Here is a 19526-nt window from a genome sequence, read left to right as displayed (position 1 = left end):
ACCGGATACGAAACAAGTATAACATATTGAAAGAAAATAAAAATCATTTTTTATCGACAATCAGGAAGATAAAATCACAATTTGGAAGAATTGGTTGCAAAATTTTAAGCGTTTTCTTAAGATAGAAACTGTGTGAACAAAAGAAATAGAATAAAAAAGGAGAGGAAATATGGGAAAAAAACGAAAAAAACGATGTCTGGCATTTTTGATGGCATTGGCTATGATGACAGGCTTATTTATGGGAGATGCTGCCGGACTATTGGTAAAGGCAGAGGATACGCCGGCATCCGTTCAAATAGGAATTACAACATTAGAGACGGGCTGGTATGTGAAGGCGGTGGATCCTCCTTCTACACCGGGACCATCTGCAACGATTCGTGGCGTCGATAAAGTAGGGGAAGAACCGGAAAGTGGTGGTTATATTTATTTTGATAAAGATACGGCAACCATGACTGTATATAATGATATGGAGATTGCTACTTCCGGACCGAATCCGGTGACAGTAACAGGCGGAAACTTAACAATTTCCGGAGCAGGAAATTTTACTGTAGAAGGAACTTCTCCTGCATTTCTGTTAGCCGGAACCGGTGCTGCCGTTGTCACAAAGGATTTTACCGGAAATTTTAAGGTGACAAGTAATAGTAATGTAATAAACGGTGGCAGCAGATTTGAGATAGATACAACCGGTGATATTACACTGGAAACTGCATCAACGTCTTCAGAGCCAATTGCTTTGAGCAGTGGAGTGGTTGATTTAAGTGGAAAGAAAGTTACGATAACCGCACCATGTGGTATGATTGACAGTGGAGTATCCACACTGAACCTGACACAGACAGAAGGAGACCTTGCATTAAGTTCTGCATCTGATTATTATCCAATTTTCCATGCAGAAAATGTTACCCTGAAAAATACCGGTGGAAAGGTGGAACTGGAAAATACCAGCACAGGGGTGTTGACTGACAGTAATCTTACGATTGAAGCTGCAGGAGATATTTCTTTAAAATCAGCGAAGGGAATAACAAGCAAGAGTAATCCACAGGTGAGCTTAACTTCAACCAATGGGGATGTTACAATAGAACAGACTGCAAACCCTGTCATGCAAGATGGTAAGCTGACGATTCAGGCATTGGCAGGAGCAGTAAGCATTTCAACTAATGCACCGGTACCGATGTTTATGGCAGAACTTGATATAAAGGCAAAGAATGATGTAACACTGAAACAGAATGGAACAACAGATTCATCACTTACCTGGGGCGGAGCCGGTGGAAGTATTGAGAGTACCGATGGGAATATTACAATAGAACAGGAAAGCAGCACATATGTGATTTCAACTTTGAATGCAGTCAGCCTGAATGCAGGTGGAACGGTTACGTTAAAGAGAAATACGGAAGGAACAGCATTAACTTCCATGGTGAACGGGATTCCTGCAACAGGTGTAATCCAGCTTGTAGACGGCACAAAGAAAGGAGCCATCGTAGATGGAACCGTATATACTGCCAGCGGATGTACGCATCCAAAGCGTATCAATGGAAAATGTGTTGTTTGTGATGACCAGGAGCCGGTGGCTGCTATTGTAGATGCCAGCGGAAATGTAACAAATTATAACAGCCTGTCCGATGCATTCCATAATGCCAATGCAGACAATACTGTAAAATTATTAGTTGATTATAAGAACAGCAGTGAAACAATTGATTTATCCTCTGTATATAAGGCTGTAAATCTTGATTTAAATGGGAAGAGTTTAACATTAGATGCATTCAATATCATGAATCACTTAAGCGTTTCCAATGGAAAGCTTAACCTGAGAATGCTCAATGATGCAAATACTAGTCTTTCTGATAAATGTACATTAGAAAATGTGGAAGCGGATATCCATGAGATAAGTTGGACTGCAAATGGTGGCCTGGAATTAAAGAGCAGTAGACTTCATGTAGGTTCACAGGCATCCCCTTGCTCATTCTTTGTAGAAATGATTACAATAGCACCGGATGACGATTCTGTAATTACAGTAGAAAACATGATAAGTGGTCTGGCAAAATATAAAAATGTACCAGCAATGGAACAGGCATTAGGTAAATTAATTCCTTTCGGATATTCAGTTTTTGTTGATACTGATATTACAGTACTGGATGAATCCGGAAATCGTGCCCAAAATCTGGTGCTTCGTAATAAGAAGCTGGCAGAAGCGGACATTACTTTAAGCCCGGCTGCCTTTGTCTATGATGGCACAGGAAAAGAGCCGGCTGTAACCGTAACGTATGATGGAATGACATTAACTGAAGGAAGGGATTTTACGGTTACTTATGTTGATAATATTGAAGTGGGTGATACAGCTGCAGCAATTATCAGTGGTTCCCGCTTTTTAGACAGTGTAACAAAATACTTCAGCATTACCAAAGCACATCGTGGAGCACCAACAGGACTTACCGCAGTAGCAGAAACCATTGATGGCAAAAATGATGGAAAGATTCGTGGTGTGAATGCGGAAATGGAATACAGTATTGATGGAACTACCTATACCGCAATTACAGAAAATGAATTGACCGGACTTGCCGACGGAACTTATCTGGTACGTTATCAGGAAACACGCAATTATTATGTGTCTTCTGCAACACAGATTGTAGTAGAAAAAGGACTTCCTTCTTCCGACAGCTTAAACCCGTCAAACCCGGGCGGCGGAAATAATCTGGAAAATACACCAGGTGGAAGCACGCCAAATGAAAATAATAATGGAACGACATTAACCGCCGGAAGTAATGTTGTTACAACATTGCCAGGCGCATCTTCGCTACAGACACCGGCAGCAACAACGTCTGATAGCAGCACACAGGTTAAAACCGGAGACGACAATCAGATATTCCTATATTTTCTTGTACTGATTGCTGCGGCAGGAGTGGCTGCGGGAGCATATGGCAGATTAAATGCAGGACGCCGTATGAAATAAGTGAAAAGGGATATATCGGAAATAGAAAAGTCATGAAATGAAAAATAAAAATGCTGTACTTTCAGAAATGGGAGTGCAGCATTTTTCTGTTGCAAAGAACATAAGGACGCGGTAAAATGTAGCGTAGTCAAAGAAGAGGAGATAGAAGATGCTGACACAGTTTTCAAGAACCGAACTATTGCTTGGAAAAGAAGCAATGGAAAAATTAAAGAATGCAAAGGTTGCAGTATTTGGAATTGGCGGAGTAGGTGGATATGTCTGCGAAGCACTGGTAAGAAGCGGAGTTGGAGCTTTTGATCTGATTGATGATGACAAGGTATGCCTGACGAATCTCAACCGTCAGATTATTGCAACCAGAAAGACCGTTGGAAAATATAAAACAGACGTCATGAAAGACCGTATTTTAGAGATTAATCCAGATGCCAGGGTAGAAGTGCATAAATGCTTTTTCCTGCCGGAAAATGCGGATGAATTTCCTTTTGAAGAGTATGATTATATCGTAGATGCAGTAGATACGGTAACAGCGAAGATTTCACTGGTTATGAAGGCACAGGAGATGAATGTGCCGATTATCAGCAGTATGGGAGCCGGAAATAAGTTAGATGCCAGTCAGTTCCGTGTGGCAGATATTTATAAGACAAAGGTATGCCCGCTGGCAAAAGTAATGCGCCGTGAGTTAAAGAAACGTGGCGTAAAGAAGCTTAAGGTGGTTTATTCCGAAGAGCAGCCAACCAGACCAGTTGAAGATATGGCAATCAGCTGTAGAACCAACTGTATCTGTCCGCCGGGAGCAGCCCATAAATGTACGGAGCGGCGTGATATTCCGGGCAGTGTGGCATTTGTGCCATCTGTCGCTGGACTGATTATCGCAGGTGAAGTAGTAAAGGATCTGGCAGCAAAATAAGAAACAGATAAAGAAAACCGGATGTGGAATCACATCCGGTTTTCCGTTTCTATTGATTTCCTTATCAGGAAAATTATTTCTGAGGACCTGCAGAAACAAGAGCTTTACCAGCTTCATTTCCTTCGTATTTAGCAAAGTTCTTGATGAATCTGTCAGCAAGATCTAATGCTTTTGTCTCCCATTCAGAAGCATCTGCGTAAGTATCACGAGGATCTAAGATGCCTGAATCAACGCCTGGAAGCTCTGTAGGAACTTCAAAGTTGAAGAATGGAATCTGTTTTGTAGGAGCGGTTAAGATAGCTCCGCTTAAGATAGCATCGATGATACCACGAGTATCTTTGATGGAGATACGTTTTCCGGTTCCGTTCCATCCTGTATTTACGAGGTAAGCCTTAGCTCCGCTCTTTTCCATTTTCTTAACAAGCTCTGCAGCGTATTTTGTAGGATGCAGCTCTAAGAAAGCCTGTCCGAAACATGCTGAGAAAGTAGGTGTAGGCTCTGTGATTCCACGCTCTGTACCAGCAAGTTTTGCTGTAAATCCAGACAGGAAGTAGTACTGAGTCTGCTCTGGAGTTAAGATAGATACTGGAGGCAGTACTCCGAATGCATCTGCGGAAAGGAAGATGACATTCTTAGCTGCTGGAGCAGAAGAAATCGGGCGGACAATGTTCTCAATGTGGTTGATTGGGTAAGATACACGGGTGTTTTCTGTTACGCTCTTATCAGCAAAATCGATTTTTCCGTCAGCATCTAATGTTACGTTCTCAAGAAGAGCGTCACGTCTGATCGCATTGTAGATATCCGGCTCAGATTCTTTATCAAGGTCGATAACCTTAGCGTAGCATCCACCTTCGAAGTTGAATACGCCGTTATCATCCCAACCATGCTCGTCATCACCGATTAAGAGACGCTTAGGGTCGGTAGAAAGGGTTGTCTTACCTGTTCCGGAAAGTCCGAAGAAGATAGCGGTGTTTTCACCGTTCATATCTGTGTTAGCAGAGCAGTGCATGGAAGCGATGCCCTTTAATGGCAGATAGTAGTTCATCATAGAGAACATACCTTTTTTCATTTCTCCGCCGTACCATGTATTAACGATAACCTGCTCACGGCTTGTAATGTTGAACATTACTGCTGTCTCAGAGTTTAATCCTAATTCTTTGTAGTTTTCAACTTTTGCTTTAGAAGCATTGTAAACGATGAAGTCCGGCTCAAAGTTCTTTAATTCTTCTTCAGTAGGCTGGATGAACATATTTGTTACGAAATGTGCCTGCCAAGCTACTTCTACGATGAAACGGATAGCCATACGGGTATCTTTGTTAGCACCACAGAAAGCATCTACTACATAAAGTTTTTTGTTAGAAAGTTCTTTGATAGCGATGTCTTTTACAGCACTCCATGCTTCCTCAGATGCTGGATGGTTGTCGTTCTTGTATTCATCAGATGTCCACCATACAGTGTCTTTGGAGTTCTCGTCCATAACGATGAATTTGTCTTTAGGGGAACGACCTGTATAGATACCAGTCATAACATTGACTGCGCCAAGTTCACTTTCCTGACCTTTTTCATAGCCTTCCAGTTCTGGCTTGGTCTCTTCTGCGAATAATGTTTCGTAGGATGGGTTGTAGACAATTTCTGTTGTTCCAGTAATGCCATACTTGCTTAAATTGATTTCTGCCATTTTGTTTTTACCTCTTTCCTTTAAATATAGTAATATGATAATCGCCCGCAAAAAGCAGGTTTTTATGATATCTTGACTGAGAAACTATAAATCCTAGTTACGTCATCATAATTATTATACATAAATAAGTCATAAAATCAATAAAAAAACTGCGAAATTTTTATAAAGTGAAGGAAGTTGAAAGATTTTCCCCCTAAAGAATTAGCCTCCTGCTTAAAAATGCTGCCATATAATTCGGTAGAAGTCCGTTGCGGCAGAACCACAGACAAGCTATAATACAAAGTAAGGGAAAAATATAATCTCACTTTGCAGGATAATCTTGTATAGAAAAGGAGCACATGGGCTATGAAGATATTTCACTTATCCGACCTTCACATCGGATTGAAATTAATGAATCATGATTTAAGGGAAGACCAGGAATATATCCTGCATCAGATTGTAGAGCGGGCCAGAGAAGAAAAACCGGATGCCATTTTGATTGCAGGAGATATTTATGATAAAGCAGTGCCGGCGGCAGAGGCAGTAGAGGTATTCGATCATTTTATCAATGAACTGACGGAGATGGTGCCGGAGGCTGTCATTATGATGGTTAGCGGAAACCATGACAGCGCACCAAGAGTGAACTGTTTTCGAAGCATTTTATCAAGACAGCATTTATATATGATAGGAAAGCCGCCTGAGACGAAAGAGGAATACATTGAGAAAGTGACATTGACGGATAAGTATGGAAAAGTGAATTTTTATCTTCTGCCATTTGTGAAGCCGTCTATGGTAAAGCAGATTGTGGGAACGGATGAAAATGATAACAATCTTTCGTATGATGCAACTTTGCATAAACTTCTGGAAAGAGAAAATGTAAATGAAGCAGAGCGGAATGTGCTGGTGAGCCACCAGTTCTATCTGCCGGCAGGAAAAGCGGCGGAGGATGTTGAGCGGATGGATTCCGAAATCCGCACCGTGGGAAATATTGATGAAGTGTCTGCGGATGTGTTGGAGCGGTTTGACTATGCGGCATTGGGACATATTCATAAGCCTATGACCGTGGGAAAAGAGTGTTATCGTTACTGTGGAACACCTCTTGCCTGCTCTGTCAGTGAAGCGGGACAGAAAAAGGGCATTATTATGGTGGAACTGAAAGAAAAGGGAAAGCTTGCCACCAGAGTAATTCCGTTAAAACCACTGCGTCAGGTGCGTATTGTGGAAGGGGAATTAGAAGAAGTATTAAAGCAGCCATCCGATAATTTTGTAACTGTGATTCTTACCGATAAGGTGGATGTCAATGTCTTTGACATGCAGGACCGGCTGCGTCATGCATTTCCCAATTTGCTGGAAATCCGAAGAGAAACGCTGCACAAAGCCAATTATGAAATGGAAAAATTCCGGCATGAGGCAGAGCTTGATGCCTTTTCGCTATGCTGTGAGTTTATCGGAGAGATGAACGAGGAAGAGAGAGAAATTCTTAAGGAAGTCATCAATAAAGTAGAGGAGGAGAGTGAGTTATGAGACCATTAACCTTGGAAATGCAGGCATTTGGGTCCTATGGAGACCGGACGAAAATTGATTTTCGAAAACCATCCCAGAATTTATTCCTGATTACCGGAGATACCGGTTCCGGCAAGTCCACTATTTTTGATGCCATAGCCTTTGCGTTATATGGAGAAGCCAGTTCCACAGCTAATAAAAAAAGTGGAACAGAGCTGCAGAGTCAGTTTGCCATCGCAGGCACAGAGCCTTATGTGGAATTGAAATTCTGTGAAGGAACAGAAGAAAGCGGCGTCTATACAGTGCGCCGTGTGCCAAGACATGTCCGCCCATTGAAGCGGGGAAGCGGTGAAAAAGAAGAAAGCGAATCCGTTACCTTAATCATGCCGGATGAAAAGGTTTATTCGCAAAAGGAAACGAATCAGAAAATCATTGATATTGTCGGGCTGACCAAGGGGCAGTTTATGCAGGTGGCAATGATTGCCCAGGGAGAATTTATGGAACTGCTCCGGGCAAAATCCGATGAGAAAAAAGTGATTTTCCGAAAATTATTCCACACAGAAAAATATGAAAAGATTGCCAATGAATTAGGAGACCGGAAAAGAAAATTAGATGCAGAGATTGCCACAATCCGTACGAAGTTTCATGCCAAAGCTGAGAATGCGGACATACCGGAAGCCTTTGAAGAAGCCGAAGCCCTGTTGGCATTGAAAAAGAAGATGCAGCAGGCGGATGCAAAAGCACCGGAGATGGAACGCTTTTTAGAATTGATGCAGCAATTGTGCCAGTATCTTAAGGAAGAGGGAAAGCAGAAAAAGAAGGAAGCAAAGGAAGCGGAAAAACTGCGGGAGCATTGCAGGAGTGCGTTGCAGGAAGCGGAAAATCTGCAAAAATCCTTTACCCAGATGGAAGAAGCACAGCGGGAGTTAGCACGCCTTTTTGAAGCGGAAGAGGAGATAAAAGAGACTGCCCGGTTAGAGCAGATGATAAAGCTTGCCTATGATGCAAAGCAGCTCTATCAGCAGTATGAAGAAGCGGTAAAGAGGCTGGAGAATTTAAAGGCAGAACAACAGAAATTAGAAGAAAAGCTGCCGGAGATAAAGAAAGCTTTAAAAGAGGCAGAAAAGGAAAGAAACTTAGCAGAGGCGGAAAAGGAAACACAGCAGAAGAATTACAGTATTATAGAAGAAAAAGTAAATCGCACGAAAGCGGCATTGAAAGAAATAAGAAAAGCCGCACAGGAAGTAGAGCAGAGTAAAGATGCTTTGCAGCAGGCGGAAGAGACGGAAAAAGAGACAAAAGAAAAAAGCACTGTCTTAGAGCAGAATATCGTGCAGTGGAAGAAAGAAGCAGAAGCCTTCGAAGAAATTGAAGTAAGGAAGTTACAGATTACCGGAAAGAAAGATGCTCTTGCAGAAATTGAAGATGCCGTAGCAGAGATTACAGAATCAAAGCAGCTTCTTGGTAAAGAAAAGAAACAGGAGGAACATGCAAAAGAGATTTATCGGGAAGCATCCGGACAGTATCAGGCAAAGCAGCAGGAATACGAAACATATCGTAAGCGGTTTTTCGATGCGCAGGCAGGTATTTTAGCAAAGGAATTAAAAGAGGGAGAGCCATGCCCGGTCTGCGGTTCCATGGAACATCCAAAGCCATGCATTGCGGTAGAGATGCAGGAAGAATTAAGCAGGGAAATGTTAGAAGCTTTAGAAGAAACGGTTGCAAAGTTACAGCAGAAGCAGGAAGCGGCATCTACAGAAGCCGGTGCATGCCACGTAAGAAGAGAGAACCGGGAGAAAGAGTTGGCAGAAAAACAGGAAAAGTGCCGGAATAAAATAGAAGCCTTTGGAAAGGAAGCAAACCCGGCAGCCGATAATGAAATAGAACCGTGGCTTGTCGCGCAAAAGAAAAAGCTTGCAAAAGAAGAAGAAACACTTTCTCAGGAGATAAAAAAGAAGAAGGAATTGTCTGATAAATTAGAAGAGGCAGAAGCAAAAAAGATTGCACTTCAAAAAGAAGAGACAGAAGCAACAGAAAAGAAGCTATTGGCAAAAGAGCAGTTTGACCGTTGTCAGGCAGCTTACACAGAGCGGAACCGCACCCTTGACTATACATCTGAAAAAGAAGCGGATGAAGTCTTGGCAGAAGCACAGCAGAAGAAGGCTTCTGCAGAAAGTGCATATGCAAAGGCTGATAAAGAAAAGAGCCGTTTAGAGGAAGAGAAAACCGGTACACAGACAGGCATTGTCCGTTGTGAAAGAGAACTTCCGGAACGGAAAAAGGAAGCAGAAGCCAAGCAGCAAAAATATGATTTATATATAGAAGAAAAAGATATTTCCAAACTGGAATGGCAGACTCTGGTGGAGCAGTATTCGATGGATGCCATGGAAGAGATGCGGCAGAAAAGGGAAGATTATCAGAATCAGAAGACGATGTATCAGAGCCGCTATGAGACAGCGAAAGAAACTGTAGGAGAGAAAGAAAAACCGGACGTAGAGAAGCTTTCAGAGGAACTTAAGGCAGCAGAGGAGCAGAGTAAGCTTGCAGGCAGGGCAGTTAATGAGTGGGAGATTTCCAATCAGAAGGATACGGAAATCTTAGGAGCGGTAGAAGAAATATGGAGCGGGCGGCAGCAGGTATTAGAGCAGCACAACCGCATAACACGGCTTTATACTGTCATTTCCGGAAATGTGTCCGGCAGCCGTATGGATTTGGAGACCTTTGTGCAACGCTATTATCTGGAGCGGATTCTTTATGCAGCAAACCGCCGTTTTGAAGAAATGTCAGCAGGACAGTTTGAACTCAGAATGTTTGATGAGAAGAAGGCTGCAATCGGAAAGAACAAGGGACTTGACCTTATGGTATATTCCAATGTGACCGGAAAAGAGCGGGAAGTCCGTACGCTTTCCGGAGGAGAGTCCTTTATGGCGGCGTTATCCATGGCATTAGGCATGGCAGATGAGATTCAGGAAAATTCTGCTGCCATACATCTTGATATGATGTTTATTGATGAAGGATTTGGTTCCCTGGATGAGCATGCAAGAGAGCAGGCAGTCCGGGTATTAAAAGAGATGGCAGGCGGCTCAAAGCTTATTGGAATCATTTCCCATGTAACAGAATTAAAGCAGGAAATGGAAGACCAGCTTCTTATTACAAAAGATGAAGAAGGAAGCCATGTCCGCTGGCAGCTAAGCTAGCGGATAGGCTCCCTGTTCTAACATTTCCGTCACCATGGAAGCCATAGCGGAAGGATGTTCCTTCATTCCGTTTTGCAGCCATTTTAAGAAAACATTATAGAGCGCACCGGAATAGAAGTAGACTTTATACCGGTGAATATCATTATAAGGCATGTCACCCATATGATTTTCTAATTCCTGATCAAAAAGGTCTAAGTAAATGTATGCAAGACCTGCCTTATATACACTTAAAATAAATTTCTTGTAAGTCTTAAAATACCGAAAAATCAGTAAAATTGCCTCATAGCTGAAAAAGTCATTTTCAAGCTTTTCTGCCCTCTTCCGGTATTCTTCCATAATATCGTCCGTAATTTTAATCAACACTTCTTCCTTGGAATGAAAATTCCGGTAATAGGAAGCTCTTGCTACTCCGGCAGTGGTAATAATATCGGTTACGGATATATCGGAAAATGCTTTGGTGTCCATGAGTTTGGTCAGGGCACGGGCAATCTTTAATTTTACCTGGCGGTTCGCTTCGTATCGTTTGTCTGTTTCTTTCATTTGAATACTCCTGTTCGTATGTGCTATGGATGTGTGCCGGTGGGTGGGACAGTCGCTTTATATTTGTTATTACGATTTGTATTTGATACATACATTGCTTCTAACGTCAAAGAGCGGTTTTTCTTGCACTGCATTTTTCTTTTGCCGATAAAGCCTGTCTTTCCAATGTTTGACAGTATGCCGGACTTTGTTCGCCTGAATGCGGATACGATATATGCAGTCTGTTAGAGCCGCTTAGAATTCCGGCAGCAACCGGCAACGCTGGCACAGGGATGTGCCAGCGAGGCACATCTTAAGCATGGATGCGAATATGTGCCGGTTGCCGGAAGATACGGAAACTTTAACGGAATTCTTAGCGTCTCTTTCAGACGGAATGTGGTATCCGCATCAGACGGACAGAGCCGGCATCCGGTCAAAGCAACGGAAAGGACAGCCTGACAGCAAGAAAAATACAGTGCTAAGAAAAATAACGCTCTTTGCGTAATGAACCAATGCACATATCAAATGCAAATCGTAAGAAACGAATATCATATTCTGTCCCACCTGCCGGCACCACATCCGTATCATGATACAAAATGATATAAAATGTCTCACATCAAACCGTTGAAAAAAGGGAAAACTATGCTACAATGCTACTTATGTAGCTACAACAATGTGATATAAATTATCTCACATATAGTGTGGCATAGATACAGACAACAGTCAAGAGATGGAGACGAAAATGAAGATAATTACAGATACAGGATCTGATATATTAGAAATCGAAGCAAAGGCAATGGGCGTGGATCTGGTGCCGATTTCGGCAAACTTTGAAGATGTTATATTTGACCGGAATACAGAAGAGAATTTCAAAGCATTTTATGAGAAACTGCGCAGCGAGGAACAACTTCCGGTATCCAGCCAGCCATCACCGGCAGCATTTTTAGAAAAGTATGAAGCGGCAGAAGAAGCAGGCGAAGAAGTGCTGGTGATACTTATTTCCTCGAAGCTTTCGGGAACTTATAATGGGGCAGTGCTGGCGAAGGAAATGTGCGGATATGAAAAGATATATATCGTGGATTCCCTGCAGGCATCCTTATCCTTGCGGCTTCTGGTGGAGTATGCAGTGAAGTTAAGAGAGGAAGGCAAAGGTGCAGAAGAGATTGCAGGAATCTTAGAAGAAGTAAAGCACAGGACTTATCTTACCGGTGTTCCGTCTACATTATTATATTTGAAAAAGGGCGGACGTATTTCTCCGGTAGTTGCAGCAGTGGGAAATGTAATGGGAATCAAGCCGGTACTGCTGCTCCGGAATGGAGAGATTGAAGGATATTCCAAAGCCCGCGGCATAAAGGCAGCCAAAAGCGGAATGCAGGCATTTTTGAAAAAAGGAGAAGTGGATAGCTGCATGCCGGTAGAATTTGCTCACAGCAATAACCCGGAAATGGGAGAGGAATTCCGGAAAGAAACCATGGAAGCTTTTTCCCTGACAGAAAGCAGTCTTCATGAAGTTGGAATGGCAATCGGAACCCATATCGGACCGGATGCACTGCTGATGGCATTTATTTTAAAAGAAAGCATGAAATAAGAATTTTCAGATTTAAGGATTCTTTAATAATTGATTCGTTATAGTAGAACCAGCAAAGGAAATAAAACTTTGCCGGTTCTTTTTTTGCTTTACAGGAAATTGCCTGCAAAGTAAAAAACGCTCCGCGAGGATGCACACTGCGGCGTATAAGGTAGATGTCGCAAGCGACCGCCGCAGGCGCGAGAATGTGCCAAGGTACATTCTTTGTTACAAGTAGCGAGAAAATCGCAAAGCGCGTTTCGCGTAGTTGAGGTATACTAAGAGGATAGAAAGGAGCAGAAGATGTTTTGGGATATCTTACGCAAAGACTTAAAGCGAAAGAAAACAATTAATATTGTAATTTTGCTGTTTATTATTTTAGCTGCCATGTTTGTGGCAAGCGGGCTGAACAATGTACTGACGGTAGTAAATGGAACCGATTATTATCTTAATCAGGCAGACATTGGAGATTATGTAGTACTGACCCAGCAGGGGGATGGCGGTGTGCCGGAGCTTTTGGATACCTGTCAGTATGTAAAAGACTACCGCATGGATCATATTATGTATGCAACCAAGGGGAATATCAAGGCAGAGGGAAAAGAACTTGATATGGCAAACAAGCCAATGATCATAGAATCCATTTCCGAAAGTGAGATACATTTTTTCACAAAGGATAATAAGGAGCTTACAAAAGTGCCTGAGGGTGAGGTCTATGTCACAGGAAATTTCTTAGATGCAAATGATTTAAAAGAGGGAGATAAACTTACGATTACCCATGGCAAAAACAGTGTGGAGCTTACGATTGCCGGAAAAGCAAAAGATGCGCTGCTGGGTTCTGAATTTATGGGAAATAAAAGATTTATTTTAAATGAAGCGGATTATCAGAAATTTGCATCGGATGAAAGTCTTGCAGAATACCGTGGCGAGATCATTTATATTGACACAGACAATCCATCGGAAATAGCCTCTTTATTAAGCAATGCATCCAACATCCTATTTAACCGGGGACGGGACATTTTTAAATTGTGTTATGTCATGGATATGATTGTGGCATTTGTGGTGCTGGTTTTAAGTGTATGCCTGATGATAGTATCCTTTGCAGTGTTGAAATTTACGATTACTTTTACGGTGACAGAGGAATACCGGGAAATCGGTGTCATGAAAGCCATCGGAATTACGGACTTTAAGATACGAAGCCTTTATCTTGTAAAATATCTGATGCTGGCTGTTGTTGGAGCCGCAATTGGATTCCTGGCAAGTATTCCATTTGGCAATATGCTGTTGCAGTCCGTGACAGAAAATATGATGTTGGGAAACAGTCATGCCATTACAGCAAATTTCATTGGAGCACTTATCGTTATTGCAGTTACCATCTGGTTTGCATACCGGTGTACCGGAAAAGTAAAGAAGCTGACACCGGTGGATGCTATTCGAAACGGTCAGTCCGGAGAACGCTTTAAAAAGAAATCCATTTACCGGCTGGGAAAAAGCCGTTTTAACAGTACCTGGTATCTGGCAGTCAATGATATTTTAAGCAGTCCAAGACGGTTCCTTACGATTATATTGTCCTTTTTCCTCTGTTCCGTTTTTATGCTGGGAGTGGTTATTACAACAGATACCATGAAAAGTAAGAATCTGATTACGACATTTGGAAAAGAAAGTGATATCTACATATCAGATGTATCACAGGCAATGGAGAATATGGCGGGAAAGACCCGGGCTGATTTGGCAAAAGAATTAGATTGCCTGGCAGAAGAACTTACGGAAGAAGGCATGCCATCGGAAAAGTCCGTCGAGATACAGTATACTATAAAGATAAACTTTTACAGCTTCATATAGGGTTTAACATGGGGGAGTATCAGAATTTTCTGGTGAAAGCAGATACAGAACGTTTGCTGGAAGTATTGCAGAATATCATAGAAAATGCTATAAAATATGGTAGTGGCAAAAAAATTGGTATATCAATTTCAAAAGAAGAAGACTGTGTGCTGATTACCGTGGAAAATACAGGAGAAGTTCTTCCGGCAGAAGAACTTCCGCATCTTTTTGACAGCTTCTATCGTGGCTCCAATGCAGGAAGCCAGGAAGGAAGCGGACTGGGGCTTTATATATGCAGAAAGCTGATGCATAAAATGAACGGGGATGTTTTCCTGAAACAGGAAGAAAATCTTTTTTCGGTAACTGTGGTAGTGGGTATGGCAAATTAGTCAATGAAAAAGGCAGGAAGAAAATGTAATATGATAAAAGCAGTTTTATTTGACATGGATGGAACGTTAATTGATACAGAGAAATACTACAGAATCTGCTGGCCTAAGGCAATGGCGCATTTTGGCTATGAAATGAGTGATGAGCAGGCATTGTCCATGCGTTCCTTAGGACAACCCTTTGCACCGGCGCATTTAAAGGAAATGTTTGCAGATGAGAATCTTGACTATCCGGCTATCCGGGCTTACCGGAAGGAATTGATGGAGGAATATCTTGCAAAGAACGGTATTGAGATAAAAAGAGGAGCTGTTGAGTTATTGAATTTCTTAAAAGAAAAGAAAATCCGGCGGGCAGTTGCAACGGCAACCGATATGGAGCGTACCACAAGATATTTAAAGCAGATAGGACTGTATCCGTACTTTGATGAAATTATCAGTGCAGCTATGGTAGAACATGGAAAGCCGGCACCGGATATCTATACTTTTGCATGTGCACAACTTGGACTTGCTCCGGAAGAATGCCTTGCGGTGGAGGATTCGCCCAATGGGGTTATGAGTGCTTGTCAGGCAGGCTGTCAGGTGGCAATGGTTCCGGACCAGACACAGCCGGATGATGAATTAAAAAAGAAACTTACGATATGTGTAAATACACTGGATGAATTGAAAAACTTATTTTCATAAAATGGGAGAGGGAAGATGAATTTTTTATTTGATACTTCGATTGATGTGAGCCGCAGACAGTTTTATGTGCTGGCAATGGGAAGCTGTATCGGAAATCTGGCAGGATTTATTGGAAATGCATTGATTTTCGGATGGAGCGGAACAACGATTTTCTGCGGAATCTGTATGTTACTTATGGTCGCAGGAAGTTTCATTGGAATTAAAAAAGGACAGATACGTTATGCGTCTTATTTGATGATAGCAGTATTAAGCCTTGTGGAATTTCCGGCACTGTATTATATATATCAGACGGGAACGATTGTATACATGGTACTTGCGATGGTAGCAATTGCGATTTTTATTCCAACCGGAAATGCAATCCGGTTTGCCGGCGTGGTAATTGTAGCAGATGTGGCAGCAGTTATTTTAGCCTATATGAGACCGCTGGAAAGTGAAAAACTGTCAAAAGAAGTCGTGCTGCAGAGCACACTTTGTTCCCTGCTTATCGTTTTACTTTGTGTCTTTTTAATTTCTATCCTGCTTCAGATGCAGAGACAGAGACAGGAAGAAGAAGTAAAGAAGTTGAATGAACAGTTGAAAGATGCCGCAGATAAAGATGCACTGACCGGAATCTATAATCGTCGTTATTTAAATCAGTATCTGGGAGACCTTATTCTGGATGAGAAGGAAGAATTTGATGCGGTACTGATTGACCTTGACTTCTTTAAACATGTGAATGACACATACGGACATGGATTTGGAGATATTATTCTGGTGGAATTTGCAAGACTTTTAACAAAGCATGTAAAGAATAAAGGGATTGCAGTACGCTTTGGCGGAGAAGAATTTATGCTGGTTTTAAAGGGGATGAACACGGATGAAATCGGTAAAATGCTAGAGCATATAAGATGGGAATATAAAGAATTTACAAAGCATGAAAAGAATATCGAATGTTCTTTCAGCAGTGGAGTACAGCATTATACAGAAGGGATTGCTGTTACGGTATTATACCGCTTAGCGGATGAGAAGCTCTATGCTGCAAAGGAGCGGGGAAGAAACCAGGATGTCTTTGATTTAGAATCATAGAAAGATAAAAAAGGGGCGAGAAATGAAAAGGAACATCAGGAGGATTCGTTTATGAAAGGGAAAAAGTTTTTAGCAATGATATTAAGTGCAGCGTTGGGAATGTCAACGTTTGCGGCTTGTGGAAGAAGAGTCGTGGAGCCGGAGAAAAAGACCACAGAAACAGAGGCAGTGACTGAGACGGAAGAAACGGAAAACTCAGAAGAGGTGACAGAGGAGACAGAAACGGAAAATGTGGATGAAGATGACATTTTTGCACAGCTTGCAGGAGAAAGTTTTATGTTTACCAGCGGAGCCGGCGCATGGGATTCTACATTGATTTTATCCGAGGATGGCTCTTTTGTGGGAAATTATCATGATGCAGATGCGGGAGATAGCGGGGATGGATATCCAAATGGAACCCTTTACTATTGTGATTTCTATGGAAAATTCACCCAGCCGGAAAAGATAAATGATTATACCTATGAGATGCAGTTGGAGAATATTGCAACGAAGGAAACAGAAGGCGACACGGAAATTAAAGGCGGCGTGAAATATATTTACACGGGACCGGCTGGGTTGGAAGAGGTTTATGATTTATATATTTATCTGCCGGGTGCACCGTTAGATGAATTGCCGGAAAGATTCCTGGACTGGGCATCCCTTGGTCTTACCGATGATGATACGACGCTTCCATTCTATGCAATTTTTAATGTGCTGACCTTTGATACCTTTTTAGGACCGAGTGGAGATAAGGTTACGGTAAATGATAAAACCACAACTTCCGATGTATCCATAGAGAGTGAATTGCAGAAAATCGAGGAGAAAGCAGCAGCCATGCAGGAAGACCTTTCCAGTGGAGAACTGGCACAGCAGGAAATGAATACCCTGTCTCTGCAGTTGTATCAGTTGTGGGATAATGAGCTGAATTCTATCTGGAGCCGTTTAAAAGAGACTTTGGATGAGGACACTATGACGACTCTTACCCAGGAAGAGCGTGACTGGATTAAGACAAAAGACAGTGCAGTAGAGGAAGCCGGCAAAGATGCCGAGGGCGGAAGCCTGCAGCCATTATTGGAAAATGATAAGGCGGCAGAATTAACAAGAAACAGGGTATATGAACTGGCAGAGTATTTGAAATAAAAAGATATTTTAGCGAGGAAAAATGGTTACATTAAATGATTACTTATACTCCGGAGCAACGGTGTTCCGGATATTGAAAAAGTATACGCAGGACCTCCGGGCATCCGCAAAAGTATCAAAAAATGAAGTGGATCTGGTGCACTGCAATTTCCTGATTCAGATTATGGAGCTGTTAGAGCACAATGATTTCCTGACAGCGCAGTCCCAGAAAATCCGTGAGTTCTACAAATATATGGCAATGGAATATCCTTATCTTTCCTTTACTTTTAAAGGAAGAATTAAGTCACTGATTCGTGCGGAGGGCAAATTCAACGGCTATATTGTAGAGTATATTTATGATTATTATAAAAAGCATAAAAGCTATCCGGACATTGCAGAATTAAAGGAAAAGCTGAACTGCTTCCGTGATCTGATTGCATATCGGATTGTGATTTCCATGCCACGGTGTCATTTGAAAAATCATGAGAACCGCGAAGAAGAGGAATTAAAGCACCTTTATCAGATTGCAAATGTGCTGCCACAGTTTTTAGAGGAGCGTGGATTTACGGCAGAGCCGACAGGCGGTGTCTTAAGAAGCAGTTCCCCGCTTTTGGATGATGCTGTAAAACCATATTACAGGGATTATATCACCAGCGAAAAGGAGGACGATTACAAATCCTTACATATTACTTTTTATGATAACAGTGCGAGATGTTATGTGGAAATGCAGCTTCGCACAAAGCAGATGGATGACATTGCAGAAATCGGTTCCGCCAATCATATTAATTATGAGAAAAAGCAGGAAGCATCCAGAGCACGCCGGGATACCATCCCGGAGGGAGAATGCATTTATTTTGATGAAGCTTATGAACGGTGCAGGCGTTTGCAGGAACTGGAGCTTTCCGGTGTGGATGTCGACATGTTTACAGCAGTAAGCAACAGCCTGATGAATGACGGCTGCGGCTTATACCGGGGAAGACTGATTCTTCCTTATGAGCATTTGTCGAGATTTCAGAATGATTTGATTGATTAGAAATAGAACAGAATGGAAGCGTATGAAACGGAGAAGGCAGCTATGGGTGAAAATATGGAAAAGGAACAATGGATGAAAGAGAGTCTCCAGATGCAGAAGGCAAGCTGGATTCAGGATGAAATCACAAAGCGCAGAGAGCGGGAAGATGAGTTGCTGCAGCAGATTTTTATGGAACAGAAAATGTTGCAGGAACTGGACGAAGACATGGACGAAAATATGGCACATGCCAGAGAAGGCCGCAAATACCGGGAGGATATGAAGGAGCGGGTCAATGACCGGATATATGAAATCCATGACCTGAGTGCAGATAAGCGAGAGGGAATGCGGGAATATAAATATGCATACCGCAGAGGCTACGCCCTTGCCATGTTTTTCCTTTCACTGGCATTGTGCGTCTTTGTAGGCTTTTTACATGGAATCACATCACAAATCTGTCTGATGCTGATGTTCTTTACCGGCGTGCAGGCTGCCATTTTTGTACACCAGAAGCAGTGCTTCTTTCTCTGGAGACTCATCTGTGATATTTTCTCAGCAGTAGTTTTCCCGGTGATGCTGGTTCTCTTTATCGGCTATGAATTAAAGTACGGCTTCTACGATTTCCTGCTTCCAATCTGCCTTATCGTAGGACTGGTGCTGCTGGCACTTACCACAGCATCCTATTTCCTCTACGATCCATACCGCAGTGCCCGCCGCAGAGTCGGTGATGCCAAGAGCATGATCCGTTCTATCGAGCGTTCCGCCAAAAAGCAGGTCAAGAAGAGCCAGAAGCAGCAGGCGAAAGACGAACTTCGCCAGAACCGCCTGCAGCAGAAGGAGCAGGATAAAGCCGAGAAGCTTCGCATCAAAGAAGAGCAGCGCCAGGAAAAAGAGCTTAAGAAAGCCGCGCAGCGCGAAGAACAGCAAAAACTACGTGACGCAAAGAAGCAGGAAGCCTTAGAGAACCGCGAAGAGAAGAAGCTTGCCCTCAAGGACGCTGTGGCAGCCAAGAAAGAGCAGTTCCGGGAGAAGTTAAGAAAAGATGCTCCGGAGGATGAGCTGTTGGAGAAAGAGATTTTGGAGGAAGAAGTTATGGAGGAAGAAGTTAAGGAGGAAAAAGTTATGGAAGAGGATAAGCAGGATTAGGAATATAATATGTACAGGCTTTTCAGATGATC

15 protein-coding genes are annotated in these 19526 nt (G+C 42.4%); 13 read left to right on the top strand and 2 right to left on the bottom strand.

Annotated elements, in window-relative coordinates; genetic code table 11:
• Positions 1 to 169 precede the first annotated feature (169 nt).
• Together DXB39_RS05395 and DXB39_RS05390 are read left to right on the top strand one after the other, a co-directional pair.
• On the top strand, positions 170 to 2944 hold the full coding sequence (locus DXB39_RS05395; RefSeq protein WP_117840676.1) for a hypothetical protein: 2775 nt from the start codon (positions 170 to 172) through the stop codon (positions 2942 to 2944).
• 148 nt (positions 2945 to 3092) lie between these two features.
• A complete protein-coding gene (locus tag DXB39_RS05390) occupies positions 3093 to 3848 on the top strand; it encodes a tRNA threonylcarbamoyladenosine dehydratase (RefSeq protein ID WP_022242242.1) in 756 nt (251 codons plus the stop codon).
• Between the two features lie 73 nt (positions 3849 to 3921).
• Here DXB39_RS05390 and pckA read toward each other — a convergent pair whose 3' ends face one another.
• Complete coding sequence (gene pckA, locus DXB39_RS05385) at positions 3922 to 5526, bottom strand: phosphoenolpyruvate carboxykinase (ATP) (protein WP_117840678.1); 1605 nt, start codon at positions 5524 to 5526, stop codon at positions 3922 to 3924.
• A gap of 345 nt (positions 5527 to 5871) precedes the next feature.
• On the opposite strand from pckA, the gene DXB39_RS05380 reads away from it, so the two are divergent.
• On the top strand, positions 5872 to 7029 hold the full coding sequence (locus DXB39_RS05380; protein ID WP_117840680.1) for an exonuclease SbcCD subunit D: 1158 nt from the start codon (positions 5872 to 5874) through the stop codon (positions 7027 to 7029).
• Positions 7026 to 10205 (top strand): AAA family ATPase, encoded by a 3180-nt coding sequence (locus DXB39_RS05375; protein WP_117840682.1) that lies wholly within the window; start codon positions 7026 to 7028, stop codon positions 10203 to 10205. The genes DXB39_RS05380 and DXB39_RS05375 overlap by 4 nt, the downstream gene beginning before the upstream one ends.
• Here the strand turns inward: DXB39_RS05375 and DXB39_RS05370 are convergent.
• The gene (locus DXB39_RS05370) at positions 10197 to 10745 is read right to left on the bottom strand and encodes a TetR/AcrR family transcriptional regulator (RefSeq protein ID WP_117840685.1); all 549 of its coding nucleotides are present in this window, start codon (positions 10743 to 10745) and stop codon (positions 10197 to 10199) included. The genes DXB39_RS05375 and DXB39_RS05370 overlap by 9 nt on opposite strands.
• A gap of 298 nt (positions 10746 to 11043) precedes the next feature.
• Here DXB39_RS05370 and DXB39_RS14630 point away from each other — a divergent pair, with 298 nt between their 5' ends.
• From DXB39_RS14630 to DXB39_RS05330, 9 genes are all read left to right on the top strand, one after another.
• Positions 11044 to 11229 carry a hypothetical protein gene (locus tag DXB39_RS14630; RefSeq protein ID WP_147343715.1) on the top strand — a complete coding sequence of 62 codons (186 nt, stop codon included), beginning with the start codon at positions 11044 to 11046 and terminating at the stop codon, positions 11227 to 11229.
• 237 nt (positions 11230 to 11466) lie between these two features.
• Entirely contained in the window at positions 11467 to 12312 is an 846-nt protein-coding gene (locus DXB39_RS05365; RefSeq protein ID WP_158565960.1) for a DegV family protein, read from the top strand.
• A 282-nt stretch (positions 12313 to 12594) separates the two neighbouring features.
• Positions 12595 to 14130, top strand: coding sequence for an ABC transporter permease (locus tag DXB39_RS05360; protein ID WP_117840690.1), 1536 nt, complete (start codon positions 12595 to 12597; stop codon positions 14128 to 14130).
• 8 nt (positions 14131 to 14138) lie between these two features.
• On the top strand, positions 14139 to 14498 hold the full coding sequence (locus DXB39_RS05355) for a sensor histidine kinase (RefSeq protein ID WP_117698596.1): 360 nt from the start codon (positions 14139 to 14141) through the stop codon (positions 14496 to 14498).
• Positions 14499 to 14528: 30 nt separating this feature from the next.
• Positions 14529 to 15176, top strand: a complete 648-nt coding sequence (locus tag DXB39_RS05350; protein ID WP_117840692.1) for an HAD family hydrolase — start codon at positions 14529 to 14531, stop codon at positions 15174 to 15176.
• Between the two features lie 15 nt (positions 15177 to 15191).
• Positions 15192 to 16241 carry a GGDEF domain-containing protein gene (locus tag DXB39_RS05345; protein WP_117840694.1) on the top strand — a complete coding sequence of 350 codons (1050 nt, stop codon included), beginning with the start codon at positions 15192 to 15194 and terminating at the stop codon, positions 16239 to 16241.
• Between the two features lie 51 nt (positions 16242 to 16292).
• Positions 16293 to 17360 (top strand): lysozyme inhibitor LprI family protein, encoded by a 1068-nt coding sequence (locus tag DXB39_RS05340; RefSeq protein ID WP_117840696.1) that lies wholly within the window; start codon positions 16293 to 16295, stop codon positions 17358 to 17360.
• A 22-nt stretch (positions 17361 to 17382) separates the two neighbouring features.
• Positions 17383 to 18372 carry a guanosine polyphosphate pyrophosphohydrolase gene (locus tag DXB39_RS05335; protein ID WP_117698592.1) on the top strand — a complete coding sequence of 330 codons (990 nt, stop codon included), beginning with the start codon at positions 17383 to 17385 and terminating at the stop codon, positions 18370 to 18372.
• Positions 18373 to 18384: 12 nt separating this feature from the next.
• On the top strand, positions 18385 to 19494 hold the full coding sequence (locus DXB39_RS05330; RefSeq protein ID WP_117840698.1) for a hypothetical protein: 1110 nt from the start codon (positions 18385 to 18387) through the stop codon (positions 19492 to 19494).
• The last annotated feature ends 32 nt before the right edge of the window (positions 19495 to 19526 follow it).

Source organism: Roseburia sp. OM03-7AC (assembly GCF_003462625.1).
Taxonomy (GTDB): Bacteria; Bacillota; Clostridia; order Lachnospirales; family Lachnospiraceae; genus Roseburia_C; species Roseburia_C amylophila.
Note: the sequence above shows the minus strand (reverse complement) of the source record. Positions and strands in the feature narration are given on the sequence as shown.